17 protein-coding genes and 2 pseudogenes are annotated in these 20,560 nt (G+C 37.4%); 7 read left to right on the top strand and 12 right to left on the bottom strand.

Annotation, left to right across the window (positions count from 1 at the left end):
* Positions 1 to 120: 120 nt before the first annotated feature.
* A complete protein-coding gene (locus tag KO561_RS01045) occupies positions 121 to 441 on the top strand; it encodes a PadR family transcriptional regulator (protein ID WP_231095271.1) in 321 nt (106 codons plus the stop codon).
* Positions 428 to 997, top strand: coding sequence for a DUF2812 domain-containing protein (locus KO561_RS01040; protein ID WP_231095270.1), 570 nt, complete (start codon positions 428 to 430; stop codon positions 995 to 997). Before KO561_RS01045 ends, KO561_RS01040 begins: the two co-directional genes overlap by 14 nt.
* A gap of 62 nt (positions 998 to 1,059) precedes the next feature.
* On the opposite strand, the gene KO561_RS01035 is transcribed toward KO561_RS01040, so the two are convergent.
* Positions 1,060 to 1,203 carry a hypothetical protein gene (locus KO561_RS01035; RefSeq protein WP_231095269.1) on the bottom strand — a complete coding sequence of 48 codons (144 nt, stop codon included), beginning with the start codon at positions 1,201 to 1,203 and terminating at the stop codon, positions 1,060 to 1,062.
* Between the two features lie 266 nt (positions 1,204 to 1,469).
* On the opposite strand from KO561_RS01035, the gene KO561_RS01030 reads away from it, so the two are divergent.
* Entirely contained in the window at positions 1,470 to 2,387 is a 918-nt protein-coding gene (locus KO561_RS01030) for a DMT family transporter (RefSeq protein ID WP_231095268.1), read from the top strand.
* A gap of 104 nt (positions 2,388 to 2,491) precedes the next feature.
* Here KO561_RS01030 and KO561_RS01025 read toward each other — a convergent pair whose 3' ends face one another.
* Positions 2,492 to 2,959 (bottom strand): CBO0543 family protein, encoded by a 468-nt coding sequence (locus KO561_RS01025; protein WP_231095267.1) that lies wholly within the window; start codon positions 2,957 to 2,959, stop codon positions 2,492 to 2,494.
* Positions 2,960 to 3,405: 446 nt separating this feature from the next.
* Here KO561_RS01025 and KO561_RS01020 point away from each other — a divergent pair, with 446 nt between their 5' ends.
* Positions 3,406 to 4,797: a tetratricopeptide repeat protein gene (locus KO561_RS01020; protein WP_231095266.1), complete on the top strand. Its 1,392-nt coding sequence runs from the start codon at positions 3,406 to 3,408 to the stop codon at positions 4,795 to 4,797.
* A 74-nt stretch (positions 4,798 to 4,871) separates the two neighbouring features.
* Here the strand turns inward: KO561_RS01020 and lepB are convergent, their stop codons facing one another.
* The gene (gene lepB, locus KO561_RS01015) at positions 4,872 to 5,165 is read right to left on the bottom strand and encodes a signal peptidase I (protein WP_231095265.1); all 294 of its coding nucleotides are present in this window, start codon (positions 5,163 to 5,165) and stop codon (positions 4,872 to 4,874) included.
* Between the two features lie 540 nt (positions 5,166 to 5,705).
* On the bottom strand, positions 5,706 to 6,158 hold the full coding sequence (locus KO561_RS01010; protein WP_231095264.1) for a DUF2628 domain-containing protein: 453 nt from the start codon (positions 6,156 to 6,158) through the stop codon (positions 5,706 to 5,708).
* Positions 6,159 to 6,535: 377 nt separating this feature from the next.
* Between KO561_RS01010 and KO561_RS01005 the strand changes: the two are divergent.
* Positions 6,536 to 6,800: pseudogene (locus tag KO561_RS01005) on the top strand (IS5/IS1182 family transposase); the annotation flags it as partial.
* A 383-nt stretch (positions 6,801 to 7,183) separates the two neighbouring features.
* On the opposite strand, the gene KO561_RS20530 reads toward KO561_RS01005, so the two are convergent.
* On the bottom strand, positions 7,184 to 7,267 hold the full coding sequence (locus KO561_RS20530) for a helix-turn-helix domain-containing protein (RefSeq protein ID WP_235989001.1): 84 nt from the start codon (positions 7,265 to 7,267) through the stop codon (positions 7,184 to 7,186).
* A gap of 256 nt (positions 7,268 to 7,523) precedes the next feature.
* Here KO561_RS20530 and KO561_RS00995 point away from each other — a divergent pair.
* A pseudogene (locus tag KO561_RS00995) lies at positions 7,524 to 7,891 on the top strand (sugar-binding protein); the annotation flags it as partial.
* Positions 7,892 to 7,896: 5 nt separating this feature from the next.
* Positions 7,897 to 8,394, top strand: a complete 498-nt coding sequence (locus tag KO561_RS00990; RefSeq protein ID WP_231095263.1) for an SMI1/KNR4 family protein — start codon at positions 7,897 to 7,899, stop codon at positions 8,392 to 8,394.
* Between the two features lie 65 nt (positions 8,395 to 8,459).
* On the opposite strand, the gene KO561_RS00985 is transcribed toward KO561_RS00990, so the two are convergent.
* From KO561_RS00985 to KO561_RS00955, 7 genes are all read right to left on the bottom strand, one after another.
* A complete protein-coding gene (locus KO561_RS00985) occupies positions 8,460 to 8,813 on the bottom strand; it encodes a hypothetical protein (protein WP_231095262.1) in 354 nt (117 codons plus the stop codon).
* A gap of 11 nt (positions 8,814 to 8,824) precedes the next feature.
* Positions 8,825 to 9,436, bottom strand: coding sequence for a hypothetical protein (locus KO561_RS00980; RefSeq protein ID WP_231095261.1), 612 nt, complete (start codon positions 9,434 to 9,436; stop codon positions 8,825 to 8,827).
* Positions 9,437 to 9,585: 149 nt separating this feature from the next.
* Complete coding sequence (locus KO561_RS00975) at positions 9,586 to 10,047, bottom strand: hypothetical protein (protein WP_231095260.1); 462 nt, start codon at positions 10,045 to 10,047, stop codon at positions 9,586 to 9,588.
* 15 nt (positions 10,048 to 10,062) lie between these two features.
* Entirely contained in the window at positions 10,063 to 10,311 is a 249-nt protein-coding gene (locus tag KO561_RS00970) for a hypothetical protein (RefSeq protein WP_231095259.1), read from the bottom strand.
* A 2-nt stretch (positions 10,312 to 10,313) separates the two neighbouring features.
* On the bottom strand, positions 10,314 to 10,979 hold the full coding sequence (locus KO561_RS00965; RefSeq protein ID WP_231095258.1) for a hypothetical protein: 666 nt from the start codon (positions 10,977 to 10,979) through the stop codon (positions 10,314 to 10,316).
* Between the two features lie 600 nt (positions 10,980 to 11,579).
* Positions 11,580 to 12,020, bottom strand: a complete 441-nt coding sequence (locus KO561_RS00960) for a hypothetical protein (protein ID WP_231095257.1) — start codon at positions 12,018 to 12,020, stop codon at positions 11,580 to 11,582.
* Positions 12,017 to 20,554 (bottom strand): RHS repeat-associated core domain-containing protein, encoded by an 8,538-nt coding sequence (locus KO561_RS00955; protein WP_231095255.1) that lies wholly within the window; start codon positions 20,552 to 20,554, stop codon positions 12,017 to 12,019. Before KO561_RS00955 ends, KO561_RS00960 begins: the two co-directional genes overlap by 4 nt.
* Positions 20,555 to 20,560 lie beyond the last annotated feature (6 nt).

Raw genomic sequence — 20,560 nt, 5'->3', positions numbered from 1 at the left:
TCCATACATGAAGGAGGATTTATTAAAAAAGTTTCAAGAAACAGGTTTACTTATTCAGTTCAACTGTATATAATATTATTAAGTTCAACTAAACAGTTAAACTAAATAGTGGGTGAAAATATGAAACATAAACTGTTACCGTTGTCAGAAACCATGCACTATATTTTATTAGCTTTACGCGAACCTCTTCATGGGTATGCCATTATGCAGAAAATCGAACAAATGAGTAAGGGAACTGTTATCTTAGCTGCTGGAACCTTGTATGGTGCCATCGAAAATCTTAGCAAGCATAAATGGATTGAACCTGTATCTGTTCAATCAGGCAGACGTAAAGTGTATAAAATTACAGATGAAGGACTGGCAATTTTGAAGTCCGAACAACAAAGACTGCTCCATATTATATCCTTATATGAAACGGGTGAGATGGATGAAAAAATGTAAATTGTTCTTTAATATTGTAGAAGAAGAGCAATGGTTAAATGAGCAATTAAGAAAAGGATATCTCTGTACAAACATTAATGGTTTGGGGATATACACATTTAAAAAAGTAAACGAATCCTTTATTATACGGCTGGATTATCAACAATATTTATCAGAAGATAAGTTTCAAGATTACAAAACGATGTATGAGGATTTTGGCTGGACACATGTGAAAGGGTCGCGGTTTGGAAGTATTCAATATTGGCAAAAAGCAGCTGGTGATCAAAATGAGATTTTCTCTGATCGTCCATCACATATAAATTATTATAAACGTTTAATGCATTATTCCCTCTCTCTAGCCATTACTTTTTTGTTAATTAGCTATATATTATATAAGGATTCGAGTTTATATGAAACTCAAGGACTTTGGGATATGGAAGGGGCTCTATTTTGGAAAGCCTTCTTATTTGAAACGCCGTTTGTGATGATCAAATTAATTCCCTTGTTTATGTTTATGTTATCTGGATTCAACTACTATAAAGCTTACCTCCAATATAAAATACTAAAAGAAATTTAACATCTGGGGGAGGAGTATAGAAACTTAAAAGGACACCCTGTTTCGAGTGCCCCTCCTCATCTTTATTTCCCACCAAAAAACTTCCGAAGCTTTTCTTTCTCCTCCGGGCTATACTCCTTATTTGGATCATAATACGGATTGTCTTCCAATGGATCCTTAGGGTCTAAGCTTGTTTTCATGGAAAGCATTTGGCTTTTCATTTCCATCGGCTATAACTCGATCATCCAGGCTATCAAAATTAGGCATGTTTGGACCGTCTTTTCCCACCATTACACCTCCTATCTTATATAGGTTTTATCATTTTGGACTTTCTATGTAAGATGGGAAATGGCATGAGGTAAAAAAGCTGATAAAGAATTTATAAAATGATACACTTAATGGTACATATGGAACAGGGCATACTGATTTTTTCAGTATTGCCCTTTTTCTTATGGGATTACTTGAATTTGTCACTACAAAAGGAGGCACAAATATGTATCCCTACATACTAATGATTTTTGTCGTCATTTTTTATGCAGGTAATATTCTAATCGGTAAGGCTATTAATGAACTGCCTCCGTTTACCATTGCATTCTTTCGATTATTGGTTGCTTTTATCGTTTTATTCCCTATTGGTTTTCGCAGCGCGTGGGAATCACGTGACACATTTATAAAATATAAGAAGCCGTTATTGATCATGACGCTCACAGGGATTACTTTTTTTAACACTTTTATTTATGGAGCCCTACAATTCACAACTGCCTCTAATGTGTCCGTACTTGAATCCGCTATACCAGTCGTAACCGTCCTATTAAGTGCTTGGTTATTAAAAGAAAAATTGAACCATATTCAATGGGTTGGGATTCTGTTATCTTTCATCGGTGCTTTATGGGTTGTAATGGAAGGAAAATTACTTCAGCTAACGGCAATTGATTGGAATATTGGAGATGCCATAATGATTGGCGCTATTGGAACGTGGGCTGTTTATTCTATATTTGTAAAGCAATATATGCATCTATTTCCGTCCTATGCTGTCCTTCTTGTAATGACGGGAATCTCAATTATAGTTCTGTTACCAATTGTTCTTATCGAATGGGGCTTTCAAGGAATTCCTCCCTTAGGATCACTTAATCTTGTATTCAGTCTTATGTATCTGGGGATTTTTCCGTCTTTCATCGCCTTAATTTTTTATAACAAGGCTGTCCATTTATTAAGTGCTTCGAAAGCTTCTATATTTCTAAATTTTCTTCCCGTGGTTACGATAGCTGGAGCTTACATTTGGTTGGGCGAAAAAATTACAGTCATGCAAATTATAGGATCTCTAATCGTTATTTGTGGTGTGTTTCTGACAACACAAGTTAAGGGGAAACGAAGGAAAAACAAAGAAATGACGATTCGGATGAAAGCATAGTATGAAGAGGAGTTCATTTGAAATAGCCTCGAGTAAGATAAGATAAGGGGAAAAAGAGGACTTCAAAAACCCAAGGCCATTTTTAATTTCTAAGCTTACTTATACTAAAAACTTTTCTTCACTATACGCTGAAAAAACTTGAGATGTAAAACGAGAAAATAAATGAGAAATGGGTAACATAATGCGGAATACCACATTTTCCATTCATTATATTTAATAAAGCCACACTTAAGAGCAATTGTCTCCAAAATTACAGTAAGGAAAGAAAAACATAGAATATAGATGATCTTGTATTTTACTGGCCTATTGTAAGGAAAAGTATTCAGTATAATCGCACTGGTTGTAGAATACATAATAACCTGCCCAATAAGAGGACCGATTTGAATTCCTGCCTTATCAAGCACATAAATCTTATACTTTACAGCTAATATGGTATCAACTAAAAGGCCAAAAAGAACAGCAAATGAAGAAGTGGTATAAATTTCATACCACTTTAATTTTTTGGGGATAAGATATGCAATTAGCGATAAAACAATGCTTGCTACTACCATAAAGATCAAATGTGGCTCCATATCTATCCCCCTAAAGCTTATTTTTCTTATATTGTACTTTTATTCATAAACTATTCTGACATGCTCCTAAAAGGAAGAAAGTCAGAACAACAGAACCTCAGCTAAACAATCTCACTATTTTAATCTACTTTCAGAAGTTATTCACCAGCGGAAAATCCTTTCGTATCATACAATATCTACTGTTGAAAGTGAATGGAATAATCATACTCGCTAACTCACTCCTCATCATTCTGAATTTCATAGTAATAATACCTTTCCTTTTTCTCCTAAACAAAATCCATAACATTAATTTTTCCTCAATAGATTGTATATAAAACCGATATATACATAGAAAACCTTTGTACATAACTTTCAAAAAACATTGGGGGAGTTAATATATCACAAAATAGGGAGTCTGTAGTAAATAATTTAAGGTAATAAAAACAACACAATAGAGGAGTTTTAAAATGGAAGACCATACCAATCAAGAAAATAATTCAATCACCCTTGAGGTCCAACTAATACCTAAGGATTACTTTCGATTCAATCTAATTCGCATATGGACAAAGATGAAGTGGTTAATTCTTATAAGTATTTTCACTTTTATTATAGGTATCAATTATTTTATAGGAGAAGCTCCTCAAGTTTTTTTATTTTTTCTACCATCACTTTTTCTAATTTCTATCATTATTAATACTTATGTCGGTTCCAGAAAAAACGCAAATCAATATGGACATTTGCGTACATATACAATAAGCGATGAAGGAATCTCTTTTTATTCAGAATCTCTTGAAGAATCCTACAAATGGTCTGCAATTGAGGCACTCAAATATAAAGAGTATTTTATCTTATATATTGCTTCCAACAATGCACTTATTATCCCTTTCAGAAGTTTTCAGAGCTGGGATTCCCTTTACCAAGTCAAAAGGTATCTACCTATTAGGAATAAAAATAGAATTTGGAAGCAGGTAATATCTCCAGTTCTATACTTCGTAACGGCTTTAATTGGAATACTCGGAACTTCTTTTTTCTCAAGTTATCATTTAGCTGAACAAAATGAAAAAGCGTATAACTTAAATGAAAATGGAGAATATGAAAAAGCAATGAAAATTTTAGAAGAGATTTTAGAGAAAGATCCCGAAAATGATGTAGCCTTAAACAACAAAGGATGGGCGCTCAACGAATTAAATCGGAATAATGAAGCAGTAACGGTGCTTAAAAAAAGTATTGCAATTGAGCCAAATGACGCCTATGAATACGCGAACCTCGGGAATGCTTACTACGGATTGGGAAACTATAATGAAGCGATTAACGCTTACGAAACAGCTATTGATTTTGGCATTACAGAAGAAACAGCGAGTGCTTATTATGGACTTGCTGTTAGCTATTTCGATGTAGAAAGGTATTATAACTCCATTATATATTTTAAAAAGTATCTTAAGTTAAGGCCTGAGGACCTTGATGCATACTGGTACCTGGCAACAGCGCACGATTATAATAACGGTGTACAAAACGCACTAAAAACCCTCGATAAAATAATAAAGATCGACCAACAAGATATTAATGCGTACACATATAAAGCGGATCTCTTTCTTAGAATTAAGAATTATTCAGATGCATTAGCCGTTTATGATGAAGTTGTACAATTATTCCCAGAATTCCCCGGTGGGTATTATGGGAAAGCCAAAATCCTAGCGTTACAAAACAAACCTAAAGAAGCTGTTGCCAATCTTCGTAAAGCTTATTTAATCGATAATGAGTATATTGAATACGCTTATAGAGATCCAGCATTTCACTCTATAAGTTCCTCTGAGGAATATTTGGAACTTTCCTATGAGATCGGTAGAGGAAGATTATAAGCTAAAAACACCATTACTTTTCAGAAAGTAATGGTGTTTTTTCGTCTTTATTTCTTACGTTAGCACTGTGATATCTACTCTTTATTGTCTAAATGATCGAATTCAAATCCATCGTTTGAATAATATCGATACATAACTTTTCCAATAACCTCTTCTTCCGATATACTTCCATATAATCGACTATCTGCACTATTAAACCTATTATCTCCTAATACAAATAACTGTTCGTTTTCTATCTTCAACGGTCCCCAGTCATCGTAACTCGATCTACCAGCAGCATATGGTTCCTCTAACGCTTCTCCATTCAAATAAATGATTCCACCTTTTGAGGCGATTGTATCCCCTTCTACCGCTACAACCCGTTTCAATGATGTTACATGTTCAGTAGGTTTCTTAAAAACAACAAGATTCCACGTTTGATTGTTATATTCTTACTCGTATTCATTATGAATTGATCTTCAGGTTCAATCGTAGGTGACATAGAGACCCCCTTCTGCCTCAATAAATTGAATGTTTAAAGAAGATTTAAAGGTTATCCATATTATATGATTTCGTTTCTTTCCATTCTATTCCTAACGATTTTTCATAAAGACCCTCAGATTGTCTCATTTTCCCCCCTCCATTTCCTTTAGAAAATATAACCAGTCCACTTATACTTTTAATATCTGCTACATCTCTATGAATATAATTTAAATAGATTGCTTACCATTCATATATTAGACATCTTGGATCTATCACACCCTCTTTCCATTCGTTAATCCTAGTAAAAAACCTCGAAAGCCATATTGCCATTCAAGGTTAAATAAATTTATCCTATTAATCTAGAAACATGTCCTTCATTAGTATGTAATCTTAGTTACTTTAAAAACTCCTCTTTACATTCACCCACTATCATCTATGCAATGTCCTTAAATAACATAGGGAAATAAAAAGAAAAGGATAGTAGCAATTATTGCTGCGGCAGGATTAATTCCACCCGATTTTTCAATCAGCTGTTTTTGCTTTTCCGGGTCCTCATTTTCCATTTTAATTTTCATGATCTTTTGTTTAGTAAAATTCAAGTATAAAGACTTACCATAAAAACCATAAATGAGTGAGATTGTTACTGTAAGTATAGGGTTCAAGATAATATAAGTACTATCACTCTCTATTATAAATGTTAAAATGATTCTTAATGATAACGACCCTATAATGATTAAAAGTGCATATACATACATTTTTCTCCATAAAAACCATGCAAACCCTAGGAACATTGCTACAAAGATAAATCTGCCGTCTCCCATATAATAATCTACATTATCACTAATGAATAAATCATACTCTTCTTTAGTGATTCCAAGCTTATTTTCTTCTGTGTTCATGACAACCTCCTTACTATCAATCCTATCTTTTATTTGGTACTTTTCCAGAAAAGCCTTCATATTATACCACACTTTTATAGGAACCTCTCATTACTCTTTATCAGGTGTGACAATTAGTCATAATCGTGTCTACTAATCTAGTTGCGTGTTCGGTTTGATGATAGGACCTTCTATATATTTAAACATCTCGATATAGTCATCGGTTTAATAGAATTAGTAGTAAGAACGTTCGTAATCCCTCCATTGTTTCCCCCTCCAAATGAGAGGGCGAAGGATAGCTTTCCCAAAAAGCCAAAGCGGTTTTCCTGGCTTCATAATCATAACCAGCGTCTAATGTGCTGTATCGTAAATGCTGAATTGGTAGCTGTTCTACACCTTTTAGGATGGGGTTACAATCAGTCATTGCCTATAATAAACGCAATGAGCCTGAACCAATAGGATTTGATTAACACTTGTGCCAACTTGCTTCCTTGAACATTCCTATTGTTATGATAGCTATGATGCCAAATATGAAACACTGAAATATACCCAACGAAGTAATGTAGAGATTGCCCCTTAGCCAATGACGGTATCTTCCAAAAGGTTTATAAAGTAAAGATCACGACGGATTTAAGAAAATACACAGCTCCAGCTCGTGGCTCATTACTTTTGATTTTATTGCTCTTAGTTGTAAGTTCAACCTTTTGTAGAAGTAAATATAAGATTTTAAATTACAACCTTGATTGGCTAGATGCCTTTCAAGGTTTCTTTTTTTGGATGGGGCTACCCAGTGACGAATAGTTCATTTTTTATCCAGAGAATATGAGTAACCTCTGTAAGCCCCATATTATGTTTTTACGAAATATATAGTACGTACAACACCTTAAAAATGTATGTCCCATTTACTCATCATTTTATAAGCAAATAACCATAATATCTTCAGTTACCGCCATTTCTATTCTCCAAAGCTATACCTTCGCTTTCTCCTTGCCTTTAAAATTTTTTCGCAACTTTTACGTACATAGAACGATGACTATGGCGAGAGGCTACTCCACCTCGATTAACTCCTGAATGTCGATATCTAACACTTTGCATACTGTTTCTAATGTTGATAGATAAACTCTGTCCACATTGTCTGCACAAAGATGGCTGATTGTATTGGGACGCAGCCCAGTCAATTCGTGCCAATTCACGTTGTGAGAGATTACGTTAAGTCACAAGCACTTCTCTGTATTATGAGAAGGTTAGTCTGAATAGTCTATGATATGATGAAAAATAAAACGGCTTATATCATGCCAGATTAACCTGAAACAATAGCAAGATAATCATTTGGGTGGCGGTTGAATAAACTGCCATCTTTCATAAAGTAGATTTTTAGATATTCCTAAGGGTATAGATAAAACTGTTAAACCTAATGATGTAGTACCATATAGACCTAGTAATTCACCTTTAGAAAATCATCATTGTGTTATGGATGTATGGGCTAAACATAATGTTCCAAACTATGTAAGTAGAGGTGGGAATACCCAACAGTAGCACTAACAAAAGAACAACACGATGCTACAAAGGCTGTTTATAGAGAGTGGTTATATGAAAAAACAGGTAAGAAGGTTGGGGGCAAAATTGATTGGCAATCAGTCTCTCCAAGGGAGATACAAGAACTTACAGAAAGAATGTTTGATGCTGCAAATGTTCCCAAATCAGCCAGACAAGAATATTATAATTCCTTTAATAAATATAATTATCGGGAGTGAAGCTAATGGAAAAGATAAAGCAGTTGCTCACACAAATAAACACTTTACCACATTGTCGTATCTTTGAGCCTTCTGGATTACCCATTATTGATGAAGAAAAGCATATTTTACTTAATGATTTAAAAGAGTTTTATAGTCTTTGTGGGGGATTAGTTCTATTTGAAAATGAGGAATATCCAATTTATCTTGTGTCTCCTGATAAATTTGTATTGGCAAATCCAATAATTGTAGGAGAATTATATGAAGAAGATATTTCATCTAACTGGTATATTATTGGTAATGATGGAACGGATGAATACTTAACGATTGACCTCAATGAAAATAGACTAGGTAGATGCTACGATAGTTTTTTTGACCGACATGGGCTTGTAGGTGAGTCCAAGGTTATAGCTACTTCGTTTACCGATTTACTTGAACGACTTATAAAAAATAAAGGGCAATATTGGTATTGGCTAAGAAGTGATTTTATCTCCCTAGGTGATGCATATGATGATATTGAATAGCTAATAATTTGTATAAAGAAAAAAGTGGACCTTGATTGGCTAAATGCCTTTTAAGGTTTCTTTTATTATTCTTTATCAATTAGTATAGTTTTACAAACAACTTCTACATTTAAAGGCGGCATTAAAATATTACATTTTAATATATCTTTTCCATCAATCTGCACATCTGTAATCTCAACATCCTGAATAAAATAAGGAATTTGAGTTTTCGTAAACTCTTTTAAGGGTTTCAATCTATCATCAACACTTGTTACAAATGAGAATTTCGAACATCCAGTAAAAAGTAAGATTACATTAAAATTTGTGTCTTCAAATACAATTCTAAGTTCATCTCCAAAAAAACTGGACTCCATTTGCAAGACTCTAGCATCCCAATAATGCAGTTCTTCAATTTCATTTAGTATTTTCTGTGCATTCAAGTTACTCCACCTCACTTTTTATACGGAATATGAGCATCCGGGCTTTTTCTATCCACAACGTTTAGGTTTACATCAATCGGATTACCACTTTCATCAAATATATGATCATGGTCATATTTCGTAACTTTGTCAGGAGGGTCAATTTTCATCCGGACATTTCCATTAGCATCTCTAATATGAACAAAACCGTTATTCTCAGTGTATTTCCAGTTACTTGGTAACCCCTCTAATATATCATTTTTAGTCATGTTAGGAATATTATCGGCATTAATTTTTCCTGCAAAATTACCTACACGATTTCCATTACCCTCAGTCCTATTATCCTTACCAGGCTTCTTCGGCTTTTTATTGTTCCCTCCACCAAAGAAATTCTTCGCCTTCGACCAAGCGGTTTGAACCTGGCTCTTCACCTTGGGTCCAGCACTCTTCGCATATTGTATGGCATGCTCGGTTAGTTCACTTGTACTTTGTACAAATCGAGTGGAACTGTTAGCGGTAATGATTCCACCTCTAATCATGAGGGCGGTACTTCCTACATTAACAGCCGCTCCAGCTGGTGCTCCTACTCCTGTTGCATATAAGGCGGTTCCACCTACATTTCCCCCGGCCCCTACAAAAACCATACCAATTCCACATATTGGGCTTACAGGGGTTACTCATATTTCCTGCATAAAGAATGCACTATTCGTCACTAGGTAGCCCCACCACTATTAAAAGAACCCCAAAGGAAAAAATCCTTTGAGGTTCAAAATCCACTATTTCTTTCAGAATACTACACCCACTTGTCCAAAGTCCAACATTGGGAAATTCTCTCAACTAGTAAAGTATCATTCCAAGTCCCCCATGGAGACAGTTTTTTTTGCTTTTCAGATAACTCATTTACCGTTTCCCTTTGCCAAGTATCATAATCCACGATTTGCCAACTAATTACATTTCCATCCCTATCTTTTTTTAAAGTTCTAAATTGTTTAGGGAGATCAAACTCATGAGGTAATCCAAAGTTTCCTACTAATTCTATTATTTTTTGTTTATTAGCCGCTTTAACTGGAAAATGAACAAAGTACTCTTCCTTCTTTTCAACTACTTCTGCTAAACTATGTGGTTGATTATCATATACTCCTGGTAGAACTCGTATTAATTCCCCAATCGTTTCATTGTTTAAAACATATTGGATATACGCTTTCCCTTTAGGAGTAACAATTTCAAAAACATCCCCAACTTTTAACCGTGCCATACTTTTCTCACCTCTTTAATATCCAATTGATTTTAACAACTCATGCCCTCTTTCTAGTTGTTTTGCATATGATGGATTTTTAATCGAAATACTGTTTATTTTATTCATTAATGTACCACCAATTTTTTGTAACCCATGAATTTCAATCAACGCTTGTTCAACTGCCCTTGCGTCACTTCCACTTAAGTCTTTCATAAGAGGTTGAATGTTAATCCCCTTATCTCTTAAATGTTCAGCAGCTCTTCTTGCATAGTTATTTGTCATTCCTACATATTGTACAACGTCATCTGCATTTGTAGAATATATACAACATTTTCAGCTTTTTCCTTACCCTCAGTCCTATTATCCTTATCAGGCTTCTTCGACTTGTTACCTCCACCAAACGCATTCTTCACCTTTGTCCATGTATTTTCAACCAGGCTCTTGGCCTTCGGACCGATACTCTTAGCAGATTGTACGAGCTTAGGGGCGACCTTAGTTATTAATACACTTCCTACTACTTCTGCTTCTACACCTACAGCAGTTAAACCAAAAAAAAATCCGAATGCTGTATATTCTGGCGCATCTTCCCATACTTGACCTTCTTCTTCCACATTCAGGATATAATAGGTTAATTGGTAGCTAATCCCATCTCTTAATTCCTCTGGTAAGCTTTGGATAATGTTATGTCTACCTTCTCTATTTTGGTAACGTTTAATGATCTCTTTAAACGCTTCATCACTCAATCCTTCACCAAATGGAGTCCTAATCCTTTGATCATTCGTATGAATCCGCATTTGACGAACCATCTCTTCATACTCCGCAGCTCGCTGTTGCCCACCATAAATCATATCCGCACTATACGGCTGTCCATCCAACTTACTTGATGACCATATCACCCGAGCATGTGGTGGGGCTCCATAGCCTGCAATAATATCAGAATTCTGATGCATGATCTCTTCCGCCGTCACGATAGCCGACCATTCTAAGGTGCCCGTTTCTTGGTAGGTTTGCGTAGAATTCTCAAGTTGCTTCGGTATATCTCGAATGATAAAGTACTTCGAATAATCGTACAACCAGGTATCGGTAAAGAATTAATGTACTGTTTACAATTGACCTTAAAGACCTTATGATCTTAGAGGATTAACCTCTGAACTATTCTATCGAAATGTAGGAATAGTTCAAAGGTTTTTTCTTTTTCTTAGACAACCTTCTTAATATAGTAATCAGGGTTGCCTCAAAATAGTTTCCAACATTTTTAACAGAGTCAAAATATTTTCATAGGTAAGGAGAACGCGAAGGTAACATATTGTTAGTTGAAAATGATAGTAACTGTTATATTGGGGCTGTTCTATGTAAAATGTTGACTGAAATAGGTTATAAAATTGTAAGTCTTAATTGTGCATACAAGGTAATTTATACATGGTTGTATTGGTATTACTAAGGTTATAGTAAATAGAGATGGTGTAAACCGTTACTCGTCACTGGGTAGCCCCACCAACCAAAAAGAAACCTTGAAAGGCATTTAGCCAATCAAGGTTTCATAGGTGTCCCTACCAATTTCCTTTCTCAAAATCTGGATTATCTATTTCTTTGATATATACTGATATCCATAAAACTGTTTGTTCAACGGGGTTTGTTTCAAGGTAAACTCCTTTAGAACTACAATACACTTCCTCAAAATCATCATATACAAAACTTGGTTCTAGCTTTATAACATCATCAATGTGCATTCCTACCCTAATTTTATTAAATAAAATACCATTATAGTTACTTGTAGCAGTTATTTTAAATAACTTACCATTTAATAAATTAAACCATAAATCTAATGAGTTATCTATTTCATACCTTATTAAATATTTTCCTAATAGTTTCGGTTGTTTACCATATTGTTCTATCATTGAATAAAACTCATTGATGTGGCTATATAGCTTTATTCCGCCCATTCCTTCCCATGGGACGATAGGTGCCTGTAAATTAATCAAATATATCACTTCCCATTAAAAATAATAGTAGCATTTTCTTTTCCATCAGTTTTATAAGTATTCTTTGTTCCCTCTACAATTTTAATTATACCTTGGTCACTTGTACTAATTTTTATATAAGGATTATCCCCATGTCTGCCTCCACCAGGTGATACTTGTAACTGTGTTATATTTCTACCGTTTCCTGGATTATTGATTTTAATTATTTGTGCACCAGAGCGTGATTTAGTAGAGGCTTTTACAGTAACATCATAACCTTGACTCTTTAATATTCTAGCAATTTCATCAGCATTCTTTCCACTAAATACACTAGGGTTAGATTTTATTGAGTTAACTGTAACTCTACCATTACTAATAACATTATCTATACCCTCAGTCCTATTATCCTTACCAGGCTTCTTCGGCTTTTTATTGTTCCCTCCACCAAAGAAATTCTTCGCCTTCGACCAAGCGGTTTGAACCTGGCTCTTCACCTTGGGTCCAGCACTCTTCGCATATTGTATGGCATGCTCAGTTAGTTCACTTGTACTTTGCACAAATCGAGTGGAACTGTTAACGACCATGGCTCCACCTGTAGCCATGAGAGTGGTACTACCCACATGGACGGCCACTCCTGCTGGTGCTCCTACTACCGTGGCATCTAAAGCGACACCGCCAACATTTCCTCCTGCTCCTACACTAATCATACCAAATCCAGTAACGATAGCTCCTGCATCGACGGACCACTTCCCTACCGTATAAAGGACTGTGGGATTATCACCCTTCTCGTGATGAATGGCTTGTGCTCTTCCAAAGAAGGCGTTGTTATCAATACCATGGGCAGCTCCTTCAGTTAGATCCTTCCAACTACCAAAAGGACTTGGTTGCACTTGCGGATTTCTATAGGAGGATGGATTCGCATGCATCCGCATCTGGCGAACCTTCTCTTCATACTCCGCAGCTCGCTGTTGCCCACCATAAATCATATCCGCACTATACGGCTGTCCATCCAACTTACTTGATGACCATATCACCCGAGCATGTGGTGGGGCTCCATAGCCTGCAATAATATCAGAATTCTGATGCATGATCTCTTCCGCCGTCACGATAGCCGACCATTCTAAGGTGCCCGTTTCTTGGTAGGTTTGCGTAGAATTCTCAAGTTGCTTCGGTATATCTCGAATGATAAAGTACTTCGAATAATCGTACAACCAGGTATCGGTAAAGTTTTGTTGGTACACTTGCTCGTAGTACTTACTTTTCATAATTGTTTCTACTAATTTAGTAGTTGATCCCGTTCGACTGTACGAGCCTTCTACGTAGTTCCAGCGCTCTAGGTAGGTCGTGTTTGCTTTTTCGTACTCTAAGGAGAAGTCTTCTTTATTTCGCACCCATTCTGGAACATGTCCAGTTGGATCGACCATATTGACTGGGTTGTTCATCACGTAGGCATAACGGTTCAGAGATTGGGTCTGTGTAAGGTCTCCGAGATACGTATCCTCCGTGAGGAATCTTCCGCTAGATGGACTGTACCAACGAGCACTGTAATCCATCAATCCGGCGACAGGATCATAGTTTTTCCCTGTATAGCCGGTGGCGTTGTAAGGCGCTGGCATGTCGGTGAATAGATTGCCGAAGGCATCGTATTCATACTTCATGACCGATTCGCCTTTGCGGTCATTGACGCCGATTACGTTTCCGGTTGGATCATAATCATAATACAACAATCCGCCTCTTGTCCGTATGTTTCCTTCCCAACTAGGTGTCTTCATACCGTGGAAGCCAAACATTTTTCGCGATGTGACTTGTCCATTTGCCCAATAGTATTCGGCATATGGTTGGCCGTTCGGACCATATTCTTTCATGACTTCGCGACTTGTGCCACTATACAAATAACGAGTCGTGTCGGAAGAGATCAGTCCCTTCTTCCAGCCGTTTTTATTCCCATTTCCACGATTAATGGCGTTCCAGCGACCTTTTCCATTGCCTACTTGTTTTTTGAGATACTTAGTGTCATAGGCTTTTGCTGTACGGGTTACTTTTCTTCTTAAAGCATCGTATTCATACTCGACCTCTTGACCATCGGAGAAATAAACGCCTGACAAGCGATTATCTGCTGTATAAGCATATTTGACATCCCCTTCGCTCGTCTGTTTTTCTACCATATTTCCATTAGCGTCATAGATGAACGAGCTGTCTCCTTCACGAGTCATTTGATTCGCTTCATTATAGGTATAGTTGGTTTCTTTCCCATCCGCAATCATCTTCGTACGATTTCCACTCGCATCATATTCATATTGAACATGGGCTGCTGGTTTCATCCTATAGTCTGGCTTCGGATGAGAAGATTGCGCATAGAAATCCTTCCAATTCTTCGGATTTCCACCATGGTGTTTTTCTTTTTTATTCGATGGTTTGTCTTTTCCTTTTCCATTGTTATTCTTGTTTTTGTCTTTATCTTTATTATTTTTAGAACTGTTTTTCGATTTATCTTGGCTGGCGTTATTGGTATCTTCTTTATTTTTTAGCTCAATTTCGTTACCTTGGCCTCCGTTTTCCATCTCTGCAGCATGAACCACAAAGGTAAAGGAACTAAACAGTTTTTCTATATCCTTCCAGAGGGAAACGAAAAAGTCTTCAATCGCCTTTGCAACTTTTTTGAGCGTCTCGTTTATAGCCTTAAAAGTATCCGCAATCTTATCAAAGAAAGACTTATCTTCATCCGAGTCTTTCTGTTTTTCATTTTGTTTCTCTTCTGGATCGCTTTCTTTCGGAGTAAGAATTGGTTCACCTACACCTGTAGCCAACCCATCTTCATTAGTAAGGCTGACTGTTGAATCCGAGTTACCTTCCCCTAGTGTTTCTACACTACGGATACTCGATGGATTTTCGTCCGAGCTCTCTTCTCCATCCAAGATAGACTCCACCTTATCTAATCTGCTCTTACGATCTGTATGATTGTTTCGTGGCGGAGTGTAAATGTTATCCGTCATATCGTCCAGTTTTTCTTTCGGGTATCGTGCATCTACTAAACGATTTAATGCATCATACTGGAAGGTCGTCCGCGATCCATCCTTTTCCACTTCACTTATTCTGTTTCCAAATGCGTCATACACATATTTTGTAGATGTATCCTCCAAGGTCGATGTGAAATGATCATTTTCCACTTTCGTTATATTCCCATCGCCATCATAGGCCTTGGTTTGAATGTTTCCATTTGCCATGAGACGCTTTGTTTCTCGGCCAAGAGCGTCATATTGAAAGGAAGTTCGGTTTTCATCTGGATCTGTAATGCTTGTTACTAAATCACGATTGTCATACGTATAAGAAATAGTTCGATCTTCGCTGTTCGTAATGGATGTTACATTACCAACCTTGTCATATTGATAGTTTAACTGCTTATCCATCGTTGTATTAACCTGCTTCGTCAATCGTCCCATTACATCATAGGTAAACTGATCTGTGGAAGCTGGTGAGCTCATTTGCTCCAAGCGACCAACCCCATCATAGTTGTAGGAGATGGTAGCATCATCAAAACTCATAGACTGTAGAAGTCCGTTTGCTGTGTACCCATAATCTATGGATTCTCCTACTGCCGTTACTTGCTCGGTCAATTGTCCTGCTGCATCGTAATGATAGGTAGTTTGGTCACCAAGTGCATTAATCTCAGCTGTAGGTTGACCATTCAGATCATATTCCCAAGTTCGGGAATTTCCATTTGGATCCGTCAGTTTTGTCATATTTCCGGTAGGGTCATACTGATACGTGGACGTTCCTCCCAGCGAATCTGTCACTGTAGACAACTGGTTAACCTTGTCATATTCGTACGTTGTCGAATATCCAAGTGGATTGGTTTCCTTGTTCAGATTCCCGACCGGATCATATTGATAATTAGTTTCCGATCCTTCAGGTGTTGTAACACCTGACAGTTGATTTAGTGCATCATAGCTGTAAGTTGTTGCTTGACCTAAGGCATCCGTTTCTTTGACAAGATTTCCAACAGCATCATATTCGTACGTCGTTTCAGAACCTGCTGCATCAACTTCCTTCACTAGTTGATAACGCTTGTCGTATTCATAGACATTTTTTCTGCCTAATGGGTCGGTTTCTGTTAACAGGTTTCCTTCTGCATCATAGCTAAAGGCTGTAGGATTGCCTTCCGGGTTCGTCATTTTCGTCATTCGACCAAGAGAATCATACTGATATGTCCAAACGGCACCTTCCGCATCTTTTTCCTCTGTTAGCCATCCCATTACGTTATACCGATATGTCGTATCTCCACCAGCTGGATCTTCAGTAGATAACAGTAAACCAACTTTGTTATAGGTATATTTAGTCGTTCTACCTAACGGGTCGGTTGCGGCAGTTTGATAACCGAGTGGGTTATAGGCGTACGTCCATTCTCCGCCTTCTGGATCTTCCATTTTAGTTAGATTCCCTACCCCATCGTAGTGGTATTCTGTCATCCCATCTCTTGGATCCTCTTGTGTGACAAGGCGGTTTAGTGGGTCATACTCAAACTGAGTCGTTTGACCTTCTGGATCGGTTACACTAGTCTGATTACCGGCCAAATCATACCCATAGTTATAGGTGTTTCCCTTCTGGTCCACATACTTACTTTGAAGGCCTAGACTGTTATAGGCAAACCGTTCCACATTCCCTGCTGCATCTGTTTCCTTCACGATGTTCCCTAATGCATCATATTCGTAGCTCGTCGTTTGGCCTAACGGGTTCGTTGTTTTCGCCAAACGGTTCAAAGGATCATATTGTTGAACGGTTGTTTTGTTTAACGGATCTGTAATGAAAACTTTTTGCTTGTCATCCTCATACTCATAGGTTGTCGTGTTGCCTAAACGATCCGTTTCCTTGAGAAGTCGGTTTAAGCCGTCATATTCAAAGGTTGAAGTTTGTCCTGCTGGATCCTTCACAAGAGTTACATTGTCTAATGGATCGTATTGATATTTCGTGACATGCTGTAACGGACTTGTTTCTTCTATGACACGGCCCAATTCATCATACTTATAGGAAGTCTTGGCGCCATTTGCTTGTTCTACTGACAGAAGCTGCCCAGCCTGATCATAGCTATAGCTAGTGGTTGCTTCTAATGGTTGAATAACCTTCGTCACTTGCCCTTTTTTGTCATACACGTATTCGGTAGTAAGATCTTTAGGGTCTGTAACAGTAAGCCTTTGACCATTTTTGTTATAGGTCATGGTTGTTGTTTCATCTTTCGCATTCGTGATGGAGGTCCTATTTCCATTTCCATCATACGTGTAATTGGTCACCCCTAATCGAGGATCTGTAGTAGTAAGTAATCGGCCCGCACCATCGTACGTTTGTTTAATAACTCCGTCGTTTGGTAGCACCACTTTCGTAACTAGTCCCCTAGGGTTATATTGATATTCTGTACTATCATTTAATGGATTTGTTTCTTTTTTGACCCTCCCCAAGCCATCATACGAAATTTTCGTTGTATGACCTAACGGATCGGTAATAGCTGTTTGACGACCTTCTGCATCATACTCAAACTCGTACGTCCCATTCATTGTAGTCTGAGATTCTAGCCATCCCGTTTTGTCCTCATACGCATATTCGGTTACTTGTCCTAATGGATTTGTTTCCTTTTCTAACCGACCAAAGCTGTCATACTTGAACACGAGTGACTTCCCGTCGGGACGAATTTGCTTTGTCACTTGATCCATTGCGTTGTATTCAAAGGTTGTCACTCGATTAAGTGGTTCTATTATTTTTGTTTGTCTGCCCACTTCATCATATTCATACTTGGTTGTTTCCCCTAGTGGATTCGTCCAAGCCGTTAGTTGTTGAAGATTATTATATTGATAGACTTGCTGTGACTCATCTGGATGAATAAATACTTGTTGATTTTTATCTTCCTTATATACCCATTCATACACATCACCCATTGGATCCGTATAGGTCAACGGTCTATTTAACGAATCATAGGTATAAGCTCTTTTCCCATTTTCCGGATCGGTTATATACGTAACTCGCCCAGCCTTATCGTATTCATAGGTTGTTTTTTCTTCCTCCGGATTGGTAATAGAGGTTAACCACCCATTCCCATTGTACGTATAAGTGGTCGTATAACCATCTGGACTTGTTTGCTTGTGTAGATTGTCATTCTGATCATACGTAAACCTCGTCGTTTGATGAAGAGCATTGGTCATACTAGCCAGCAACCCATCCTCATAGTGATACGTTGTTTTAGCTCCATCACGATCTGTCTTTTGCATAATCCGCTTCGCATCATCATACACAAACTTTTCTTTCGTTCCATCTTCATAGGTTTTTGTCTCTAGCAACCCAAGATTGTTATAAGATAAAGTAGATGTTTGTCCGGTAGCTGTTGTTTCAGATTTAAGTTTTCCATCTGGATAATAGCTGTATTTATACATGCGTCCAATTGGATCCTCAACGGAAGTAAGACGATCATCTCCGTCATAAAGGTACGTGGTAACTCTATCAAGGTGATCGGTAATCGTGAAAATTCTCCCTTGGTTATCGTATGCATACGTGAACGTCCCATATGGATTCTCTACCGTCTCCACTCCGTATTTATTATACGTATATGTCGTTGTCCCAACCTTTGATTTTTCTGTTTTGATTCTCCCAATTGCATCATAGGTAAAGGTTTTCGTTTCCTTAGGATCTTTTATCGTTTTGATCCTGCCGTCCGGATAATAACTATAGCTGAAAAGTCTACCTAATGTATCGGTGTAAATGTCTATCCTTCCATTATCATCATAGGAGTACTTTTGTTTATGTGCCAATGGATCAATAACCGTTTCCAATCGGCCAGCTTCATCATAGATGTACTGATAAAGAGATGTCCCATCTTTCTTGGTTAACAATCTCCCTTCTCCATCATAAGTAAATGTCAACGTTTTACCGGAAGGAAGCGTCTGAATGCGGAGCTGACCTAGATTATCATATTGGTAACCCGTAATCTCTCCTTCTCCATTTATAACTTTTGATAGCTTTCCATTTTCATATTGGAAAGTCATGGTTTTTCCGTTTTCATCTTTTACAGTTGTAAGTCGTCCCTTACTATCATACCCGTATTCGGAAACGACCCCATTTACCGTTTTACTGAGAACATTACCGTTCTCATTGTTAATCGTAAAGGTCGATACTTGACCTCGATTATCGGTTATTTCAGTCGGAATATCCCATTTACTGTGGTATGAATAGGTCGTTTTCGTACCATCTAATAAGGTCTGTGACGTTTTCTTTTCTTCTGCATCATATGAGAAAGACATCGTACCGGTTGGCGTGTGTTGTTCCACTAACAGGTCATCACTATTATAGGAAAAGGTCGTCACTTCCCCCGCAGGACTTGTCTCCTTCGCTATTTTTTCATCGTTAACAATAAACTCCCATGAGTCATCGGAAGCATTCGTCAAGGTTGACTTCGTGACATTGCCTGAGCCATCCTTTTTATAAGATAACGTGAATGCGGTTGTACCATCCGGATTCAGAACTTTATTCACCTGATTTCCGATATAACCGTAGACGGTTTTTTCATCATTATTATTTATAATGGCAGTCATCTTGTTCCCGCTATATTGATATTGGATTGTACGCCCATCGCGGAATGTAATAGACGTTAATCGACTTTGACTATCATATCCATACTGGATACTCTTCCCCGTTGGATCTGTTACCTTGTCGATGACTTTTCCTTCCCAAGTGAAGTCTATCGTCTTCCCATTCGTATCAATGACTTTATCAAGTTTACCTTCTGCATCGTACGTGTAATTCATCGTGTTCCCATACCGATCGGTACGTTTCACCATCTTACCAGCACGTGCATCCTGCTGTTCACGCCACGGCGCAAAATATCCTTTGTATGTAATCGTTGTACCGTGGAGTCCTTTTACTTGATATTCTTCCTGACTAACACGTTCTAAACTATCCCCATTCTTAGCTGTTTTAAAGCTTCCCTTATGCAACTCGTAGTTTACTAATGTATCGTCATCATAACTAGTTACGTAGGCATCTGGATCATTTTTGACGAATTCATAGTTTAATACGTTTCCATCACTTCTATATTCCGTCATATTATAATCTTCAAAAATTCTTAACTGAGAATTAAAATTATAAGTCCATCCAAGCCCAAAGGCGCCTATTTCATCGTTATCACTTGAATAGCTCCTTTTTAATTCAAAACCAAACCCAATTCCCGGAATGTTTAAATCTGTATTCTCTAGCGACAATTTACCTGTTGCCACATTTACATAATCGGGTCTATCTAATCCTTTAGATGTTGGTTGTGTAGGACCAGAATTGCTAATTGGCGCTTGGGGCAACGGTTGTTGCTCCAGTGGTTGTGGTAATGATGGTGTGATATCTTGTACCGGATTAGGCACCTCTGGTGTTGCCATCTGTTCCTGAGGTAATAAATCCAACAGGGATTGCGGATCCACCATATTCCCTTGTGGAGCTGCAGCCAGAATTGGGTTACCAATTGGCGTCCAAATGGAGCTAACCAAAACCATTAAAATTAAAAATACATGAAATAATTTCTTCCCTAACCTTTTCATTTCCTC

This window comes from Radiobacillus kanasensis (assembly GCF_021049245.1).
Classification (GTDB): domain Bacteria; phylum Bacillota; class Bacilli; order Bacillales; family Amphibacillaceae; genus Radiobacillus; species Radiobacillus kanasensis.
This window is presented reverse-complemented; position numbering and strand designations above follow the sequence as displayed.